Source organism: Streptomyces sp. NPDC001157, assembly GCF_053598255.1.
On record NZ_JBSFJW010000007.1, the window covers coordinates 108,997 to 128,039 of the forward strand.

Annotated in this window: 17 protein-coding genes; 11 read left to right on the forward strand and 6 right to left on the reverse strand. The window is 70.0% G+C overall.

The window, feature by feature from the left end:
- Nucleotides 1-13 precede the first annotated feature (13 nt).
- The 5 genes from ACWDAG_RS15305 to ACWDAG_RS15325 all read left to right on the forward strand — a co-directional run bounded on the left by ACWDAG_RS15305 (nucleotide 14) and on the right by ACWDAG_RS15325 (nucleotide 7,102).
- On the forward strand, nucleotides 14-2,167 hold the full coding sequence (locus ACWDAG_RS15305; protein WP_450696076.1) for a copper resistance CopC/CopD family protein: 2,154 nt from the start codon (nucleotides 14-16) through the stop codon (nucleotides 2,165-2,167).
- An 8-nt stretch (nucleotides 2,168-2,175) separates the two neighbouring features.
- Entirely contained in the window at nucleotides 2,176-3,498 is a 1,323-nt protein-coding gene (gene efeB, locus ACWDAG_RS15310; RefSeq protein ID WP_450696077.1) for an iron uptake transporter deferrochelatase/peroxidase subunit, read from the forward strand.
- Between the two features lie 34 nt (nucleotides 3,499-3,532).
- Nucleotides 3,533-4,465, forward strand: coding sequence for a prephenate dehydratase (pheA, locus tag ACWDAG_RS15315; RefSeq protein ID WP_450696078.1), 933 nt, complete (start codon nucleotides 3,533-3,535; stop codon nucleotides 4,463-4,465).
- Between the two features lie 544 nt (nucleotides 4,466-5,009).
- Complete coding sequence (serS, locus tag ACWDAG_RS15320; RefSeq protein ID WP_450696079.1) at nucleotides 5,010-6,287, forward strand: serine--tRNA ligase; 1,278 nt, start codon at nucleotides 5,010-5,012, stop codon at nucleotides 6,285-6,287.
- Nucleotides 6,288-6,298: 11 nt separating this feature from the next.
- Nucleotides 6,299-7,102: an HAD family hydrolase gene (locus ACWDAG_RS15325; protein ID WP_450696324.1), complete on the forward strand. Its 804-nt coding sequence runs from the start codon at nucleotides 6,299-6,301 to the stop codon at nucleotides 7,100-7,102.
- A 437-nt stretch (nucleotides 7,103-7,539) separates the two neighbouring features.
- Here ACWDAG_RS15325 and ACWDAG_RS15330 read toward each other — a convergent pair whose 3' ends face one another.
- The 5 genes from ACWDAG_RS15330 to ACWDAG_RS15350 all read right to left on the reverse strand — a co-directional run bounded on the left by ACWDAG_RS15330 (nucleotide 7,540) and on the right by ACWDAG_RS15350 (nucleotide 11,343).
- Nucleotides 7,540-7,740: an SGM_3592 family protein gene (locus ACWDAG_RS15330; RefSeq protein ID WP_450696080.1), complete on the reverse strand. Its 201-nt coding sequence runs from the start codon at nucleotides 7,738-7,740 to the stop codon at nucleotides 7,540-7,542.
- 103 nt (nucleotides 7,741-7,843) lie between these two features.
- Nucleotides 7,844-8,563 (reverse strand): ABC transporter permease subunit, encoded by a 720-nt coding sequence (locus tag ACWDAG_RS15335; protein WP_450696081.1) that lies wholly within the window; start codon nucleotides 8,561-8,563, stop codon nucleotides 7,844-7,846.
- Between the two features lie 11 nt (nucleotides 8,564-8,574).
- On the reverse strand, nucleotides 8,575-9,486 hold the full coding sequence (locus tag ACWDAG_RS15340) for an ABC transporter ATP-binding protein (protein ID WP_450696082.1): 912 nt from the start codon (nucleotides 9,484-9,486) through the stop codon (nucleotides 8,575-8,577).
- Nucleotides 9,483-10,391, reverse strand: a complete 909-nt coding sequence (locus ACWDAG_RS15345) for an ABC transporter permease (protein WP_450696083.1) — start codon at nucleotides 10,389-10,391, stop codon at nucleotides 9,483-9,485. Before ACWDAG_RS15345 ends, ACWDAG_RS15340 begins: the two co-directional genes overlap by 4 nt.
- Complete coding sequence (locus ACWDAG_RS15350) at nucleotides 10,381-11,343, reverse strand: ABC transporter ATP-binding protein (RefSeq protein WP_450696325.1); 963 nt, start codon at nucleotides 11,341-11,343, stop codon at nucleotides 10,381-10,383. Before ACWDAG_RS15350 ends, ACWDAG_RS15345 begins: the two co-directional genes overlap by 11 nt.
- A gap of 234 nt (nucleotides 11,344-11,577) precedes the next feature.
- Here ACWDAG_RS15350 and ACWDAG_RS15355 point away from each other — a divergent pair, with 234 nt between their 5' ends.
- From ACWDAG_RS15355 to ACWDAG_RS15380, 6 genes are all read left to right on the forward strand, one after another.
- A complete protein-coding gene (locus ACWDAG_RS15355; protein WP_450696084.1) occupies nucleotides 11,578-12,420 on the forward strand; it encodes a M24 family metallopeptidase in 843 nt (280 codons plus the stop codon).
- Entirely contained in the window at nucleotides 12,417-14,189 is a 1,773-nt protein-coding gene (locus tag ACWDAG_RS15360; protein WP_450696085.1) for an SDR family oxidoreductase, read from the forward strand. Before ACWDAG_RS15355 ends, ACWDAG_RS15360 begins: the two co-directional genes overlap by 4 nt.
- Before the next feature lie 43 nt (nucleotides 14,190-14,232).
- The gene (locus tag ACWDAG_RS15365) at nucleotides 14,233-15,165 is read left to right on the forward strand and encodes a MerR family transcriptional regulator (protein WP_450696086.1); all 933 of its coding nucleotides are present in this window, start codon (nucleotides 14,233-14,235) and stop codon (nucleotides 15,163-15,165) included.
- A gap of 138 nt (nucleotides 15,166-15,303) precedes the next feature.
- Nucleotides 15,304-15,852 carry an RNA 2'-phosphotransferase gene (locus ACWDAG_RS15370; RefSeq protein ID WP_450696087.1) on the forward strand — a complete coding sequence of 183 codons (549 nt, stop codon included), beginning with the start codon at nucleotides 15,304-15,306 and terminating at the stop codon, nucleotides 15,850-15,852.
- 96 nt (nucleotides 15,853-15,948) lie between these two features.
- Entirely contained in the window at nucleotides 15,949-16,860 is a 912-nt protein-coding gene (locus ACWDAG_RS15375) for an LLM class flavin-dependent oxidoreductase (protein WP_450696088.1), read from the forward strand.
- 94 nt (nucleotides 16,861-16,954) lie between these two features.
- A complete protein-coding gene (locus ACWDAG_RS15380; RefSeq protein WP_450696089.1) occupies nucleotides 16,955-17,824 on the forward strand; it encodes an HAD hydrolase family protein in 870 nt (289 codons plus the stop codon).
- A 38-nt stretch (nucleotides 17,825-17,862) separates the two neighbouring features.
- Here the strand turns inward: ACWDAG_RS15380 and ACWDAG_RS15385 are convergent, their stop codons facing one another.
- Complete coding sequence (locus tag ACWDAG_RS15385) at nucleotides 17,863-18,921, reverse strand: peptidoglycan DD-metalloendopeptidase family protein (protein ID WP_450696090.1); 1,059 nt, start codon at nucleotides 18,919-18,921, stop codon at nucleotides 17,863-17,865.
- Between the last annotated feature and the right edge of the window lie 122 nt (nucleotides 18,922-19,043).

A 19,043-nucleotide genomic window follows, 5' to 3' on the forward strand; every position in this document is an offset into this window, starting at 1 on the left:
GGGAGGGACCATCGTGATCCGGACCATCACCCCCCGCCGTGTGCGGACCCTGGCGCTGCTGCTCGTGGCCGTCCTCGGCGTGCTCCTCGCCGGTGCCGGGCCCGCCTCCGCGCATGCCGCGCTGACCGGCAGCGACCCCGCGCAGGGGGTGGTGGTCGACAAGGCACCCAGCCAGGTCACGCTCACCTTCTCCGAGAAGGTCGCCACGTCCGACGACTCGCTGCGCGTCCTCGACCCCAAGGGCAAGCGCGTCGACACCGGCAAACCGTCCAACGTGAGCGGCACGTCGTACGCCGTGCCGCTGCGCAGCGGGCTGCCGGACGGCACCTACACGGTGTCCTGGCAGGTCGTGTCCGCGGACAGCCATCCGGTCGCCGGCGCCTTCACCTTCTCCATCGGCGCCCCCTCCACCACCACCGTCTCGGTCACCGACCGGGCGGTGGGCGGCGGAATCGTCGGCTGGCTGTACGGCTTCGGACGTTATGTGTCGTACGCCGGCTTCATCGTCATGGTCGGCGGCGCAGTCTTCGTCCTCGCCTGCTGGCGGCGCGGTTCGGGCGTACGGGCGCTGCAGCGGCTCGTGGTCTCGGGGTGGCTCGCACTCACCTCGGCCACCCTCCTGCTGCTGCTCCTGCGTGGCTCCTACACCAGCTCCGGCAAGGTCGGCGCCATCTTCGACCTGAGCCTGCTCGGGCAGGTGCTGCAGACCAAGTCGGGCGCGGCACTGGTCTCCCGGCTGCTGCTGCTCGCCGCGGCGGCCCTGTTCATCGCGGTGCTCTTCGGTGCCTATGCCCGCCCGTCTCCCACCACCACCCCGAACGGCGACGCTTCGCGCCGACTGCCCGATTCAAGCGATGACGAGGAGAAGCGGGACCTGACGTTCGGGCTCGCGATCGGCGGATCCGTGGTGGCCGCCGGGCTCGCGGCGAGCTGGGCCATGGCGGAGCACGCCTCCACCGGGCTCCAGCCGGGCATCGCGATGCCCGTCGACATCGTCCATCTGCTGGCCGTGGCCGGCTGGCTGGGCGGCCTGTGCGCACTCCTCGTGGCGCTGTACCGGTCGGACACCCCGATCGAGGCCGGGGCAGTACGCCGCTTCTCCCGGGTCGCCTTCGGCAGCGTCCTCGCGCTCGTCGCGACCGGCACCTACCAGTCCTGGCGCCAGCTCGGCTCCTGGTCGGCGTTCACCGACACGGCGTACGGGCAGCTGCTGCTCGTCAAGATCGGGCTCGTGGCGCTGCTCGTAGGCATCGCATGGATCTCCCGGCGGTGGACGGCACGGCTGTCGGACACCGCCGTCATGCAGCCGCGCGAGGAAGTGGTGGAGCAGGACACGTCGGAGGACGACGCCCTGGGCAGGCGGGAGCCGGCGGCCGCCCGGGCGGGAGCAGGCTCGGCGAAGGCGGTGACGGCATCCGCCGACTCCTCGGCCGGCACAGGACCGAGGGCCGCTCACGGCTCCACGGCCGACGGCGGCACCGCGCCCGCCACCGACTCTGAGGAATCCGCGGAGCGCGACGAGTCCGAGACGGCCGACGAGACCCGGGCCTCCGGTGGCTCAGAAGCCCCCGCCGACTCCGAGCGCGCCGCCCAACTCGCCCGCCAGAAGGCCGCCATGGCCACCGCACGGCAGAAGCGTCAGCGCGACGCCGATCCCGACCGGTTCGGCCTACGGCGCTCCGTACTCGCGGAGGCGGGCGTCGCCGTCGTCCTGCTCGCCGTCACCACCGTGCTGACCCAGACGGAGCCGGGACGCACGGAACAGGAGGCAAAGGCCGCCACCTCGTCGTCCTCGTCCGCCTCCTCGACGGCGGACTCGTCGTCCGGGGCGCTGACCCTGACCATGCCCTTCGACACGGGCGGCACGGACGGAAAGGGCATCGTGTCGGTCGACCTCGACCCCGCGCGCGTGGGCGGCAACGACATGCACGTCTACGTACAGCGGCCGAACGGACGCGCCTTCGACGTCCCCGAGGTGAAGGTCGCCTTCACCCTGGAGGCCAAGAAGATCGGGCCGCTGCCCGTCAACCCGGACCACATCGCCACCGGACACTGGGCGACCAACGGCGTGCAGATCCCCATGGCCGGCGACTGGAAGGTCGCCGTGACCGTGCGCACCTCCGACATCGACCAGGTGACCGTCTCCAAGAACGCTCAGATCGGCTGAATCGCACCATGGCTGACAAGTCCATTCGAGAGGCCCGCACTCCCGACCCAGCTCCCGACACAGCTGCGGACGCCGCTCCAGAGGAGGGCGCTCCCGAAAACGCGCTCTCCAGGGACGGCATTTCGCGACGGAAGCTGCTCGGCACCGCCGGCGCCACCGGCCTCGTGCTCGGCGCGGCCGGCGGCGCCGTGGGGTACGCCGCCGCCCCCTCCGAGGCCACCCCGCTCAGCTCAATCGGCTCCAACCGGGTGATGTTTCACGTGAAACACCAGCCCGGCATCACCGAGGGCCTCCAGGCCCGTGGCCATCTCGTCGCCTTCGACCTGACGGCAGGCGGGGGCCGTAAGGAGGCTGCCGCACTGCTGCGCCGCTGGTCGGCGACGGCCGAGCGGCTGATGGCGGGCGAGGCTGCAGCGAGCGACGACACAGATGTCGCGCGGGACGCGGGCCCGTCGTCCCTGACGATCACCTTCGGCTTCGGCCACAGCTTCTTCGCCCGCACCGGCCTGGAGAAGCAGCGACCCGTCTCTCTCGACCCCCTGCCGGACTTCTCCTCCGACCACCTCGACAAGGCCCGCAGCAACGGCGACCTGTGGGTGCAGATCGGCGCCGACGACGCCCTGGTCGCCTTCCACGCCTTGCGTGCGATTCAGAAGGACGCGGGCAGCGCGGCCCGCATCCGCTGGCAGATGAACGGCTTCAACCGCACTCCGGGCGCCACCGCCCATCCCATGACGGCCCGCAACCTCATGGGCCAGCTGGACGGCACCCGCAATCCCAAGCCCACCGAGTCCGACTTCGACAAGCGGATCTTCGTGCCGTCCTCGGGATCCAACGACCCCGCCTGGATGGCCAACGGCTCCTACGCCGTCGTACGCCGCATCCGCATGCTCCTCGACGACTGGGAGAGGCTCTCCCTCAAGGCCCAGGAGAACGTCATCGGGCGCCGCAAGTCCGACGGAGCCCCCCTGTCCGGGGGCACCGAGACGACCGCGATGGACCTGGAGAAGACGGACGCGCAGGGCAACTACGTCGTCCCCGGCAACGCGCACGCCCGTATCTCCCGCCCCGACCAGAACGGCGGTGCGGCGATCCTGCGCCGCCCCTTCTCGTACCACGACGGGTTCGACGCGGACGGCGTCCCCGATGCCGGTCTCCTCTTCGTCTGCTGGCAGGCCGACCCGCTGCGCGGCTTCGTCACCATCCAGCGCAAGCTCGACCGCGGCGACGCCCTGTCGAAGTACATCCGCCACGAGGCGAGCGGCCTGTTCGCGGTACCGGGCGGGGCAGCCCGGGGCGAATACGTGGGGCAGCGGCTGCTGGAGGGGTGAGCCGCGTTTGCATAAGGCCCATTAGGGTGAGGTCATGCCAGCGAGCTATGCGTATCTCGGCCCCGAGGGCACCTTCACCGAAGTCGCCCTGCGCACCCTTCCCGAAGCGGCCACCCGGGAGCTGATCCCGTACGTTTCCGTCCAGTCCGCGCTGGACGCCGTCCGCGCCGGCGAGGCCGAGGCCGCCTTCGTGCCGATCGAGAACTCCGTCGAGGGCGGCATCACCACCACCCTCGACGAGCTGGTCGCGGGCGCCCCGCTGATGATCTACCGCGAGGTGCTGCTGTCGATCACCTTCGCGCTGCTGGTCAGGCCGGGTACGAAGCTCTCCGACATCAAGACGGTCTCCGCCCACCCGGCCGCCCAGCCGCAGGTGCGCAACTGGCTGAAGAACAACCTCCCGGACGCCCACTGGGAGTCGGCGGCATCGAACGCGGACGCGGCACGTCTGGTCCAGGAGGGCCAGTACGACGCCGCCTTCGCGGGCGAGTTCGCGGCCGCCCGGTACGGCCTGGAAGCCCTGGAGACCGGGATCCACGACGCCGAGAACGCGCAGACCCGGTTCGTGCTGGTCGGCCGGCCCGCCCGGCCCGCCGCACCCACCGGCGCGGACAAGACGTCCGTGGTGCTGTGGCAGCGCGACGACCACCCCGGCGGCCTGCGCGACCTGCTGGGCGAGTTCGCCACCCGCGGCATCAACCTGATGCTGCTGCAGTCCCGGCCCACCGGTGCCGGCATCGGCAACTACTGCTTCTGCATCGACGCCGAGGGCCACATCTCCGACCGCCGGGTGGCCGAGACCCTGATGGGGCTCAAGCGGATCTGCCTGGAAGTGCGCTTCCTCGGCTCGTACCCGCGCGCGGACATCGGCGTCGAGGAGGTGCGCGCACCGCGCCAGGGGACGTCGGACGAGGAGTTCGTCGCGGCGTCGGACTGGGTCGCGCGCTGCCAGGACGGCCGCTTCTAGCCGGTCCCGTCGGGCCGGTCCTACCTGCAGATTTTCGTTATCCACAGAAGTTATCCACAGGCGAGCTTCTCGACCTGGGGACAAGTCGACACCGAAGCATGACTCTGTCGACAAATCTGCCTGTGAGTCCCTCTCGCGTCCACCGGCTCGCATGTCACCGTTCGTCCACCTGTTTCCTTTAGGCAATCCTTTGGAGCGACCCGTTTCCACTCGAAAGTGGTGGTAAATCAGGGTCTGGGGCAGGATTCCTCGGCGTAACCCACCGGTTTCGGAGTGATCAATTCCGAAATCCACAGACCCTCCGCACAGCCTGTGGATAACTCTTGGGAGGGTGTGGATTGCTGTGGACAACCAAATCCCAAGTCCCGTTCCCCACAAGGGAATCGAGTCAACCGGGCGCCAACCGCCTGCCCCGTTCCAGGGAGTGAGACGCCTTTTGTTGACACTGTGCGCAATTCGCTCATAACGGAACGTAGGCCGCAATAGCCGACTGTTGGGAATGGTGAGTCGTGGGCCGTATCCCCGCACCGGTAGCCTTGACCGCGTGATTGACCTTCGCCTGCTTCGTGAGGACCCCGACCGTGTGCGCGCGTCCCAGCGCGCCCGTGGAGAGGACGTCGCGCTCGTCGACGCTCTCCTGTCTGCCGACGAGCGGCGCAGGTCGTCCGGCGTCCGCTTCGACGAGCTGCGTGCCGAGCAGAAGCAGCTCGGCAGACTCATCCCCAAGGCCTCCGCGGACGAGAAGGCGGAGCTGCTGAAGAAGGCGAGCCAGCTCGCCGCCGACGTCAAGGCCGCCGACGCCGAACGCGACGCCGCCGACACCGAGACGCAGGAGCTGCTCCTCCAGCTCGGCAACCTCGTCCACCCCGAGGTGCCCGTCGGCGGCGAGGAGGACTTCGTCACCCTCGAGACGCACGGCACGATCCGCGACTTCGGCGCCGAGGGCTTCGAGCCCAAGGACCACCTGGAGCTCGGCACGCTCCTCGGCGCGATCGACGTGGAGCGCGGCGCGAAGGTCTCCGGCTCCCGCTTCTACTTCCTGACGGGTGTCGGCGCCCTGCTCGAACTCGCGCTCGTCAACGCGGCGATCGCCCAAGCCACCGCGGCGGGCTTCACCCCGATGCTGACGCCCGCCCTGGTCCGCCCCCAGTCGATGGCGGGCACGGGCTTCCTCGGCCAGGCGGCCCAGGACGTCTACCACCTCGACAAGGACGACCTCTACCTGGTCGGCACCTCCGAGGTCCCCCTCGCCGCGTACCACATGGACGAGATCCTCGACGCCGACCGTCTGCCGCTGCGCTACGCCGGCTTCTCGCCCTGCTTCCGCCGTGAGGCCGGCTCGCACGGCAAGGACACCCGGGGCATCTTCCGCGTCCACCAGTTCGACAAGGTCGAGATGTTCTCCTACGTCGCCCCGGAGGACTCGGAGGCCGAGCACCAGCGTCTGCTGCAGTGGGAGAAGGAGTGGCTGACCTCGCTGGAGCTGCCGTTCCGCGTGATCGACGTCGCCTCGGCCGACCTGGGCTCCTCGGCGGCCCGCAAGTTCGACTGCGAGGCGTGGATCCCGACGCAGGGCAAGTACCGCGAGCTGACCTCGACCTCGGACTGCACCGAGTTCCAGTCCCGCCGCCTGTCGATCCGCGTCCGTGACGGCAAGCAGGTCAAGCCGCTCGCGACGCTCAACGGCACACTGTGCGCCGTGCCGCGCACGATCGTGGCGATCCTGGAGAACCACCAGCAGGCCGACGGCTCCGTGTATGTGCCGCCGGTGCTGCGCCCGTTCCTGGGCGGCCGAGAGGTCCTGGAGCCGGTCGCCAAGTGAGCGAGGCGTCCGTGACCGGGGGCTTCCCGTACAGACTCATCGCGACCGACCTCGACGGAACGCTCCTGCGCTCCGACGAGTCGGTCTCGCAGCGCACCCGTGACGCGCTCGCCTCGGCCACCGAGGCGGGCGCCGCTCACATCGTCGTCACCGGCCGCGCGGTCCCCTGGACCCGGCACATCCTCGACGACCTCGGCTACCAGGGCCTCGCGGTCTGCGGCCAGGGCGCGCAGGTCTACGACGCCGGGGCGCACCGCCTGCTGACGTCGGTGACGTTGGACCGGCAGCTGGCGGGTGTGGCCCTGGCCAAGATCGAGGCGGAGGTCGGCCCGCTGCACCTGGCGGCGAGCCGCGACGGCCTGGACGGGGACGTGCTGGTGGGGCCGGGGTACGCGCTCACCGGCGAGCTCCCCGTGACGCCGTTCACGGATGCGTCGGACCTCTGGTCGGCCCCGCTGAACAAGATCTACATACAGCACCCGGAGCTGTCCGACGACGAGCTCGCCGAGGCTGCACGCGAGGCCGCGGGCGGCTTCGTCACGGTCGCGATGGCGGGCGAGGGCATCGTGGAGCTGCTGCCGCTGGGTCTGTCCAAGGCCACGGGCCTGTCGCTGGCGGCCCGCCGCCTGGGCATCAAGGCGGCGGAAACGATCGCCTTCGGCGACATGCCCAACGACATCCCGATGTTCGCCTGGGCGGCGCGGGGCGTGGCCATGGCCAACGCCCACGAGGAGCTGAAGGCAGTGGCCGACGAGGTGACGTCCTCCAATGAGGAGGACGGGATCGCGGTGGTGCTGGAGCGGTTGCTGTCGTAGCAGCGACGTCTTACGTCCGTAGCTGCGGGCAGTCGTGCCACTGGGGCGGCACGGGTGGGCGCAGCGGCGCCTCGTGAGCGCCGAGTTGCGCGACCGACCCGGCCACCCCAGCGGAGGGTGCCCCCTTGCAGCGGGGGCGACGTGGGAAGGCGGCCCACGCGAGAGCGACATCGCGTGCTCGAAGCGGCCGCCCCGGGCAGCTCCCCGTGCGGAGCGGGTTCGACGGTGGGGTAACTACACCGGAACCCGCCGCGGGCTGCCCTGTCGGGAGCTGGACGTACTGTCGTGCATGGACATCGCCCGGCTCCTCTCCCAGAACGTGGCGCCGGCGCAGCATCCGAAAGTGCGGGCGTCCGGCGGTGTGGACACAACCACTGTGCCTGTCGGACGAGTTGGACGCCACTGAATAAAACGACCGGACAACGGCCGTACGGGGATCAGCGGCGCCGCCACTTGCGCCGCCGCCCCTTGCTGAAGAACCAGCCCGCGGGCGGCTCGTCGGAGCGCCAGGGCTGCGGCTCGGGCTCCTCGTTGCGCCAGCGTGCGGCGAGCATGCGGGCACGGGCAGACGGCTCGGAGGTCTCGGCGCCCCGTATGAAGTCCTCGTCCAGGACCAGCTCGTCCCAGTCGTCTGCCATTCCCGTTCCTCTCAGCCGTACATCCCCAGGTTGCTCAGCCGTACATCCCCATTTGCCCAGTCTGCCCGGACAGAGGTGAAGTCCCCGTCAAGGGCAGGACTTGTCACTCCTCACCGGCGAGCGTCAGCGTGCGCAGCTTCTGCCCGGCGAACCAGGTGGCCAGGACGGTGACCGCGACCAGGAAGACCGTGGCCGTCGTCAGGCCGACGTCCGAGGTGACAAGGTCGCCGCCGGCGACCTTGTGGGCGACGGCCAGCGACCACTGCTGGACGCTCAGCGTGCGCGCGCCGGGCACCAGGGAGCCGAACAGGGCTTCCCAGACGAGCGCGTACACGAGTCCGAAGACCACCGCGTGCCGGGACACCGTGCCCAGCAGGAGGAACAGGGCCGCGTAGGCGATGGAGGAGACCAGGGCCGCGACCGTGTAGGCGACGGCGATCTGCTGCCCGTTGCCATTGAGGATGAAGCCCGCGATGAGGGTGGGCAGCGCGGAGAACACCATCGTCACCGCGATCGCCACGATCAGCTTGGTGAAGATGATCGTCGGCCGCTTCAGCGGCTTGGAGAGCAGGTACACCACCGAGCCGTCGTCGATCTCCGGCCCGATCGCGCCCGTGCCGGCGATGACGCCGATGAGCGGCACCATCGTGGCGAGCGCGAGCCCGCCCAGCAGGTCGGAGGCCGTCTGGTCGTCGGCGCCTGCGAGGCCGCGGACGACGACGGAGATCGCGATGAGCAGCAGGGGCAGTGCGCCCAGGATGAGGGCCCGGCGACGGCCGAGCAGGGCCCGGTAGGTGAGCCGGGCGACTGTGGGGTCGTACATCTTTCGGCCTCCTACGCCGCGACCAGGTACGAGAACACGGACTCTAGGGACTCGTCGGACGGCGAGACCGTCAGCAGCCGGATGCCTTGGTCGCGGGCGACCTTCGGCAGCAGCGCCGTGAAACGGCCGAAGTCGACGGCCTGGATGCGCAACGCGCCCTCGGCGAGATCGACTTCGATGCCCGATGTCGACGGGTCGGCGATCAGCGCGGCCGCAAGCGCGCGGTCGTCGCTGGAACGCACCAGGTAGCGGTGCGGGCGGTCGGTCATCAGGCGGCGGATCTTGCGGAAGTCACCGCTGGCCGCGTGGCGTCCGGCGACGACGACCTCGATGTGCCAGGCGAGTTGCTCGACCTCTTCGAGGATGTGCGACGAGAACAGCACGGTGCGGCCCTCGTCGCCCATGCGCCGCAGCAGGTCCATGAGCTGCATGCGCTGGCGCGGGTCCATGCCGTTGAACGGCTCGTCCAGGAGGAGGAGCGAGGGGTCGTGGACCAGGGCGCTCGCCATCTTCACGCGCTGGCGCATGCCCTTGGAGTACGTGGAGATCTTCCGGTCCTGTGCGTACTCCATCTCGACCGTGGCCAGCGCCTTCTGCGCGGCCTTGGCGCCCAGGCCATGCAACTCGGCGTTGGCCACGACGAATTCGCGTCCGGTGAGGAAGTCGTACATCGCCTCGCGTTCGGGGACGATGCCGATGTGCTGGTAGATCGACTCGTTGCGCCACACCTGCTGCCCGTCGAGCGTGACGGTGCCGGTGGAGGGGGCCAGGAAGCCGGCCATCATGTTGATGAGGGTGGACTTTCCGGCGCCGTTCGGTCCGAGCAGGCCGGTGACGCCGGGGCCGATCGTCATGGTGATGTCGTTGACGGCGACCACGTTGCCGAACCAGCGGGAGACGTGGTCGATCTGGAGCGTGGTCACAGTCCCACCTTCTTGTAGCGGCGGATCAGGAGGCCGTAGCTCGCGGCGATCAGGCCCAGGGTGAGCAGGACGTAGACCACGCCCTGACCGGTCGAGGGCCCGTGGCCCCCCGGGAGGGCCGGGGTCGCGCCGAGGAAGGCGGACTGCACGCCGTCGATGAGCGTGACCGGCGAGAAGAGACCGATCCAGGGGATGGCGCTCGTGCTGCCCTGTGAATCGGCGATCGCCTGGAGCGTCGAGACGGCGCCGTAGGAGACGATCAGGACGGCGATCACGGCCGCGATGCCGAAGCCGCGGCGCGGGGTGACCGACGCGATGACCAGGCCGATGCCGGCGAAGAGCAGCGAGAGCAGTGCCACGGATACGAGTCCCTGTGCGAATCCCTTGGTCTGGTCGGCGAAGTCGAGCTTGGCCAGCAGCGCACCCACGTAGAGCACGATCAGCGGAGCCGCGGTCAGGATGAACATCGCCGAGGCCAGCGCCGCGTACTTCGCGCGCACGTAGTCGGCGGTCTCGATGGGCCGCGAGAAGTACAGCGGCACGGTCTTGAAGCGCAGGTCGCGCGAGACGGACTGGGGGGCCTGCGAGGCGACGTACAGGCAGATGACGGACTGCATGATGATCGCGTAGCGCGTGTACTCGACCGGCAGTGCGTGCGCCTTGGTGGCGACGGCGACGGCCACCATGATGGCCGCCGGCACGCACATCACCGCGAACAGCAGCATCGGCAGCACCTTGGACTTGATCGAACGGCCGAGGCCGTAGGCGCCGCGCAGGGACTGCGAGTACAGGGAGCGGGTGGCGTAGGAGCGGCCGAGACGGGGGCCGTCGTAGCTGCGGTATCCGATGTTGTGGATGCGGGTCTGGTCACCCGGCGCAGCCGCCGCGGGATGCTCAACTGCCATGGCCGACCGCCTCCTTCCGCTCTGCCTCGCTGTTGAAGACCTCCGAGATGTGGTGCCTGCGCTGCTCCATGCGCACCAGGCCGAGGCCGAGATCCGCGACGACGTCGCGTACGAGGTCGTACGTCTCCTCGCCCTGCGCCGTGAGCAGCAGGATGTGCCCGGCACCCGGCAGGCCGTCGCTTCCGTCGGCGACGTCCACCCCGCGCGCGTGCAGCGTCTCGCGCACCGCGCGCGTGCCGTCCGGGTGCTCGTCGCTGTCGGTGACCTCGATCGCGAGGGTGGTCGTGGTCTGCGTGAAGTCCGTGGTGGAGCTGGAGCGCAGGAGCTTGCCGCCGTCGATGACGACGACGTGGTCACAGGTGCGCTCGAGCTCGCCCAGGAGGTGCGAGGTGACCAGGACCGAGATGCCGAAGTCGGTGTGGATGCGGCGGATCAGGCCGAGCATCTCGTCGCGGCCGACCGGGTCGAGGCCGTTGGTCGGCTCGTCCAGGAAGACCAGCTGCGGGTCGTGGACCAGCGCCTGCGCCAGCTTGACGCGCTGCTTCATACCGGTCGAGTAGCCGCCGATGGGGCGGTAGCGCTCCTCGTACAGACCGACATGGCGCAGCGTGTCCGCGGTGCGCTCGCGCGCGGCCGTGGGCGGCAGGCCGGACATGCGCGCCATGTGGACGACGAACTCGGTGGCCGAGACATCGGGCGGCAGGCAGTCGTGCTCCGGCATGTAGCCGACCCGCTCGCGGATGTCGGCGCCCTTGGTCGCGACGTCGAGCCCGAGCACTTCGGCGCGGCCCTCCGAGGCGGGGGACAGACCCAGCAGGATCTTGATCAGTGTGGACTTGCCGGCTCCGTTTGCTCCGACGAGTCCGGTCACCCCGGGCCCGACGTCGACGGAGAGCCGGTCAAGCGCGGTCACCCGGGGGAACCGCTTGCTCAGGCTTTCGGTCGCGATCACAGTCACGCCTTCGACGATAGTGACGCGGACCACGCCGGTCGTCAGACCGCAGAGCTGTACTGGCATCAGACTCCAGGCGTACGGGTCCGTAGGGGATTCCCCTACCTGAGAGCTACGCAGAGTTATCCACAGGCCCGACCGCGCCTATTGACGCAGCCTCTAACAACTGTCACATTCACCAGTGTCAAGTTACGGGCACGTACCGCAGTCGGCGTGGACGAGGTGGGCGGTGGCATGACGACGGCAGTGGCAGGCGAACTCTCCGCGCAGCTGCGGGGATTCAGGCAGGTGCAGCGCCTCGCCTACGAGTGCGCGGAAGCGGTCGCCGCACAGCTTCAGCCAGGGATGACCGAGCGCGAGGCGGCTCGAATGCAGCGCGCCTGGCTGCGTGAGCGGGGCGTGCGGGACTGGTTCCATCTGCCCTTCGCCTGGTTCGGCGACCGCACTGCGTTCGTGAACTTCCGCGTCCCGCTCCAGTTCTTCCCGACGGACCGGCGGCTCGAGCCCGGGATGCCGTTCATCCTCGACATGGCTCCCGTGTACGACGGCTTCACGGCCGACATCGGCTACTCGGGCTCCCTCGGGATCAACCCCGTCCAGGACAAGCTCATGGCCGACCTGGAGGCGCACCGCGAGCTGATCCTGCGCGAGGTGCGCGAGCGGCGCCCGCTGCGGGCGATCTACGAGGACGTGGACCGCCTCATGGTCCGCCAGGGCTACGCCAACCGGCACCGCGCCTACCCCTTCGGTGTGATCGCGCACAAGGTCGACCGCGTGAAGCAGCGCCGCTGGTCACCGCATCTGTTCGGGTTCGGCACCCAGTCCCTGAAGGGGCTCGCCTCCGACGCGTTGCACGGCCACCGCGACGGCTGGTCCCCGCTGTGGTCGCCGTACCGCTTCTCCGACCACCCGCCCCAGCCGGGCCTGTGGGCGGTCGAACCCCATCTCGGCTTCCGGGGTACGGGCGCGAAGTTCGAGGAGATCCTGGTCGTCACCGACTCCGAGGACCCCGAGCAGAGCGCCTTCTGGCTGGACGACGATCTGCCGCACGTGCGGCGCTGGGCGGAGGACAAGTGACGAACTTTTCCCAGTCGGTGCTGAAGGGCGCACGGGAGCGCCGGGTACGGACCGGCGGCGTGGAACTGTGCGTGGCCGAACTCGGGGACTCCGGGCAACCGACGGTGGTCCTCGTGCACGGATACCCCGACAGCAAGGAAGTGTGGTCCGAGGTCGCCTCGCGGCTCGCCGAACGCTTCCATGTCGTCCTCTACGACGTCCGGGGACACGGCCGGTCGACGGCCCCGCAGCCACTGCGCGGCGGGTTCACCCTGGAGAAGCTCACCGACGACTTCCTGGCAGTGATCGACGCCGTCAGCCCGGACCGGCCGGTACACGTCGTGGGCCACGACTGGGGCTCGGTGCAGTCCTGGGAGTTCGTCACCGTCAAGCGCACCGAGGGCCGCATCGCGTCCTTCACCTCGATGTCCGGTCCGTCCCTCGACCACTTCGGGCACTGGATCGACAAGCGCGTCAAACGGCCCACCCCGCGCCGTGTCGGCCAGCTCCTCGGCCAGGGCGCCAAGTCCTGGTACGTGTACCTGCTGCACACGCCCGTACTGCCCGAACTGGCCTGGCGCGGACCGCTCGGCAAGCGCTGGCCGCGCATCCTGGAGCGCTTCGAGAAGGTGCCCGGCGGCGACTACCCGACCCCCTCACTCCCCACCGACGCGGCGCACGGCGCCTGGCTGTACCGGGACAACGTCCGGGCCAGACTGCGCAGACCTCGCCCGGACGCCTACGCGCACGCGCCCGTGCAGCTCATCACGCCCCTGGGTGACGCGTTCCTGTCGGAGAAGCTCTACGACGAACTGGAGCGATGGGTCCCGCAGTTGACCCGTCGCACACTCCCCGCCAAGCACTGGATACCGCGCACCCGGCCCGATCAACTGGCCGCCTGGATCACCGAGTTCGTGACCGCCACCGAAGGAGGAAAGAACAGGGTGACGGCCACCGGCAGACACGCCGAGCGCTTCGGCGGGCAACTCGTCCTGGTCACTGGAGCGGGAAGCGGCATCGGGCGGGCCACGGCGTTCGCCTTCGCGGAGGCCGGCGCACGCGTGGTGGCCGTCGACCGGGACGCCGAGGCCGCCGCGCGAACTGCCGAGCTGTCCCGCCTGGTCGGCGCCCCCGAAGCCTGGGCGGAGACGGCCGACGTCTCCGACGAACACGCCATGGAGAAGCTCGCCGAGAAGGTCGCCACCGAGTACGGCATCGTGGACGTCCTGGTGAACAACGCCGGGATCGGCCTGTCCGGCTCCTTCTTCGACACCAGCCCGGAGGACTGGAAGAAGGTCCTCGACGTCAACCTGTGGGGCGTGATCCACGGCTGTCGGCTCTTCGGCAGGCAGATGGCCGAGCGCGGACAGGGCGGCCACATCGTCAACACCGCGTCGGCGGCCGCGTACCAGCCGTCCAAGGCGCTGCCCGCCTACAGCACCTCCAAGGCGGCCGTGCTGATGCTCAGCGAGTGCCTGCGCGCGGAACTCGCGGGCCAGGGAATCGGAGTGAGCGCGATCTGCCCCGGCTTCGTCAACACCAACATCACCTCGACGGCACGCTTCGCGGGCGTGGACGCCGAGGAGGAGAAGCGGCGCCAGAAGAAGTCGGCACGGCTGTACGGCCTGCGCAACTACCCGCCGGAGAAGGTCGCCGACGCGATCCTTCGGGCGGTCGTGCGCAACGAGGCGGTCGTGCCGGTCACACCGGAGGCCCGGGGCGCCCACCTCATGTCCAGGTTCACCCCGCGCGCGTTGCGGGCGATCGCACGCATGGAGCCACCCCTGTGAGGGTGCATTCGCTCGGAAAACCCGGCGGACGGAGGCACTGGGCATGCAGCCGCCGTACCGGATAGAGGATTTGGCGCACCACAGCGGCGCCACGGTCCGCACCATCCGCGCCTACCAGGACCGCGGCCTCCTCCCCCGTCCCGAGCGCCGCGGCCGCGCCAACCTCTACTCCGACGCGCATCTCGCCCGCCTGCGCCAGATCGCCGACCTCCTGGACCGCGGCTACACCCTGGCCTCCATCAAGGAGCTCCTGGAGGCGTGGGATGCGGGCCGCGGCCTGGGCGGAGTGCTCGGGCTGGTCGCCGAGGTCGACGGCCCGTGGACCGACGAGAAGGCGGTACGGATCTCGCGGGCCGATCTGGACGAGCGCTTCGGCGGCGACCCCGACGACGCGGCGGTTGCCGACGCCGTGGAACTGGGCGTGCTGGAGCCGGTTCCCGGCGACGAGGACTCCTTCCTCGTGCCGAGCCCCCAAGAGCTCGCTGTGGCCGTCGAGTTGCACGCAGCCGGTGTCCCGCTGGCCGCGATCTCAGGCCATCTACGGGAGTTGAGGGTGCAGGTCGAGCACATCGCCGCCCGTTTCCTGGAGTTCACCACCGAGCACGTCTTCGCCCGCTACCTCGACGGACCGCACCGCCCGACGGACGCGGACGCGACAGAAGCCGCCTCGCTCGTACGGCGACTGCGGCCGCTCGCGCAGCAGACGGTGGATGCGGAACTCGCGCGGGCGATGCGGTTGTTGGCGGTACGGCAGCTACGGCAGCAGCTCGGCGCCGGGGAACCGGCGCCGGACCGCCCTGCGTCACGTTCTGTGTCGTTGCCGGCGGAGACAATGCGGGCTGTGGAAGGGCTGGTTGGGCCGGAGCTGGCGGCGGAGTTCATCCGGCTGGCGGCTGAACGGGAGGTGCGGGCAAGGGCGTTGGACGCGCTCACATCAAGAGAGGTGGCCCCAGCCGATCTTGACGAACACGGCTGACATGTAAGCGGAGTTGTCCACAGAACCGCCAACTGGGCTGTGGATAACACTAGTTGGTTGTGGATCAAACCTGCACGCCAAAATAATCTGCGTGATCCACGTCTCTCCCGTCATGCTGAACGGATGGACGAAAGACGCATGGATGAAAGACGCACCGTAAAGGTGTCGAAGTACCTCTCGAAACACCTGCGCCACCAGCCCGAACGGATCGGGCTGACGCTCGACGAGGCCGGCTGGGTCGAGATCGATGTGCTGATCGCCGCGGCCGCCGCGCACGGTTTTCGCTTCACCCGCGAGGAGCTGGACCACGTCGTCGCCGTCAACGACAAGAAGCGCTTTGCCGTCGAGGGCACCCGGATCCGCGCCAGTCAGGGCCACAGCATCGAGATCGACCTCGGACTGGCCCCGGCCACGCCGCCGCCGTACCTCTACCACGGGACCGTGGCCCGCAACCTGGACGCGATCCGCGCCGAGGGGCTGCGCCCCATGAACCGGCACGACGTGCACCTCTCGCCGGACCGCGAGACCGCCACCCGGGTCGGCGCCCGCCGCGGCCGGCCCGTCGTGCTCTCGGTGGACGCCGCCGCCATGCACCGCGACGGCCACGTGTTCCACGTCAGCGAGAACGGCGTATGGCTCACCAGGGCCGTGCCGCCTCAGTACCTGCGCTTCCCTCAGCCGCACTGACGCCGCACACCCCCTGCCCCCCTCGGCGTGTGGCCGTGCGACCGCGCACGGTGACCGTTTCGTCCGTTGTCAGTGGGGCGGCTTAGTCTCGGGGACATGAGTCTGCGTCTGAGCACTGTGATCCTCCCGTACCGCCGCTGGCACGAGGGCGGCCGTTCGGCATGGCAGCGCGCGGAGCAGCTCGGCTTCCACACCGCTTACACCTACGACCACCTGTCCTGGCGCAGCTTCCGGGACGGCCCGTGGTTCGGTGCCGTACCGACCCTGACCGCGGCGGCGGCCGTCACCGAGCGGATGCGGCTGGGCACGCTGGTGACCTCGCCGAACTTCCGCCACCCGGTGCCGTACGCGAAGGAGCTGATCTCCCTCGACGACATCTCCTCGGGCCGGTTCACCCTCGGCGTCGGCGCGGGTGGCAACGGCTTCGACGCCACCGTGCTGGGGCAGGAGCCCTGGACCCCGCGGGAGCGCGCGGACCGGTTCGCCGAGTTCGTCCAGCTCCTGGACCGGCTGCTGACCGAGGACGGCAAGGAGGGGCTGTCCTACGAGGGCGACTTCTACTCGGCGCACGAGGCGCGGAACATACCGGGCTGTGTGCAGCGTCCCCGGCTGCCTTTCGCGGTGGCGGCGACCGGCCCGCGGGGGCTGCGGCTCGCCGCACGGTACGGACAGGCATGGGTGACCACGGGCGACCCCAGGCTGTACGAGAACGGCACTTCCGAACAGTCGATTCAAGCCATTCGCGGCCAGGCCGAGAAGCTGGCCGACGCCTGTGCGGAGATCGGCCGGGACGTGGCCGGCCTCGACAAGATCCTGCTCACCGGCTTCACCCCGGACCGCGGCCGACCGCTCGAGTCGCTCGACGCGTTCGTGGACTTCGCGGGCCGGCACCGGGAGCTGGGCTTCACCGAGATCGTGCTCCACTGGCCCATACCCGACTCCGACTTCGCCGCGGACGAGAAGGTCTTCGAGCAGATCGCCATGGAGGCGGGGGCGCAGCTCGGCTGATCGGACGGGCTGTGACGGGGCTGATGAGGACGGTAACCACTCACCTGTGCGGACTCCTGCACGGCCGTGCGGGCATATGCGGGAGAATGAGCGGGTGACCTCAGCGACTCGACAGCCCGAGACCCCGGCCGCCGCCGCCGCGCCGCGGCTCATAGCCACCGATCTCGACGGCACCCTCCTGCGGGACGACAAGTCGGTCTCCCCACGCACGATCGCCGCCCTCGCCGCCGCCGAGGACGCGGGCATCGAGGTCTTCTTCGTCACCGGCCGCCCGGCCCGCTGGATGGACGTCGTCAGCGACCATGTCCACGGCCACGGCCTGGCGATCTGCGGCAACGGTGCGGCCGTGGTCGACCTGCACGGCGGCCCGGGCGCGCACCGGTTCGTGAAAGTACGGGAGCTGGCCCGGGACAACGCGCTGGACGCCGTACGGCTGCTGCGCGACGCGGCGCCGGGCACGGTGTACGCGGTGGAGCAGACGTACGGCTTCCACCAGGAGCCGGACTATCCGAAGCTGCACATGGAGATCCCGGACAACCTCATGCCGGCCGAGGAGCTGCTGGCGCCGGACGGGCCCGGCGCCGCCGAGCCGGTGCTGAAGATCCTCGCCTACCACCCGACCCTGGACCCGGACGGTTTCCTCACCACCGCCCGTCTCGCCATCGGTGAGCGGGCCACCGTGACCCGCTCGAGTCCCAGCGCCCTGCTGGAGATCAGCGGCCCCGGCGTCTCCAAGGCGAGCACGCTCGCCCTGTGCTGCGCGGAGCGCGGCATCTCGCACGAGGAGGTCGTCGCCTTCGGGGACATGCCGAACGATGTCGAGATGCTCACCTGGGCGGGCCAGTCCTATGCGATGGGCAACGCGCATCCGGATGTGATCGCCGCGGCCTCGGGCCGCACGGTCGCCAACAACGACGACGGGGTGGCGCTTGTCATCGAGCGGATGCTGGCAGAGCGGCGCTAGCCGTCCGTGGTGATCCGGGAAGCCCCTGCTCGCGCTGGTCATGCGAGGGGGACGCCTCGTGCCGCCAGCCATGGCACCGGGTCCACCGCGGAGCCCATCTGAGGAGTGACGCGCACCTCGAAGTGCAGATGCGGGCCGGTGGAGTTGCCGGTGGTGCCCGACTGACCGATCCACTGCCCGGTGTCCACCCACTCGCCCTGGTCGACGGCGACGGCGGCGAGATGGGCGTACTGCGTGTAGTAGCCGCCCGGGTGCTGGATGACGATCTCGATGCCGAAGGCGCCTCCGCAGGACACACTCACCACGCGTCCCGCGCCGACCGCCCGTACCGGCGTGCCGATCGGTACCGCGAAGTCCTGCCCGGTGTGCCGGTTCGCCCACCGGTCGCCGCCGCTGCCGAAGCCGGCGGACAGTTCGTACGTCTCCACGGGCGCCACCCACGGCTGCGTGACGTGCGTCGTCGGCTGTTGGAGCCGCACGGAGCCGCGGCAGCTGCCGGCCGCGACGGAAGCCGCCGCCTGCCCCTGCAACTGCCCACGTGCCTCCTCGAGTTTGCGCTCGATGGTGCCCTTCACGGCGGCGAGCTCGATGTTCCGTTTCTCCAGCGCCTGCCACGCCGCCTTGGCCTTCGCCTCGTCGGCGGCGAAGCGTGCCTCGGCCCGGCGGCTCCTGGTGACCGAGCCGGCCAGGGCAAGATTCACCTGCGCCAGGACGTGCTGACCGCGCATCAGTGCGTCGGGGCTGTCCGCGAGGATCAGTTGCGCGGCCGCGGGGAGACCTCCGCCGGTGCGGTACTGGGCGCGCGCCATCCGGCCCAGGTCTTCGTGCAGGCGGGCGATCTCGCGCCGTTCGCCATCCAGCAACGCTTGGGCCTGCTCTGCCTGCGCCCGCCGCACGTCGGCCTCCTGCCGACCCGCTTCGTACTGCTGCGTCGCCAGTGCCGCATCCTCGTAGAGCTGCTCGACCCGGCCGCTGATGTCACTGCCGCTCTCGTCCCCGTCGCCCACACCCATCGCCTCCGTGGACCGGGCCACGAGCATGACGAGCGCACACAACAGGGCCGGAACGAGCAACGGGCGACGGCGGAATGAGCGCATGTCAGCGATCGTGACCCCACCGGCCGGGGCCGGTCATGTTCAAGTCCTACGCCTGGGGGAAGCAGGACCCCGGATGGCTCAGTACGGACGGATCGTGAGGAGTCGGTACGGCACCTGTCGCA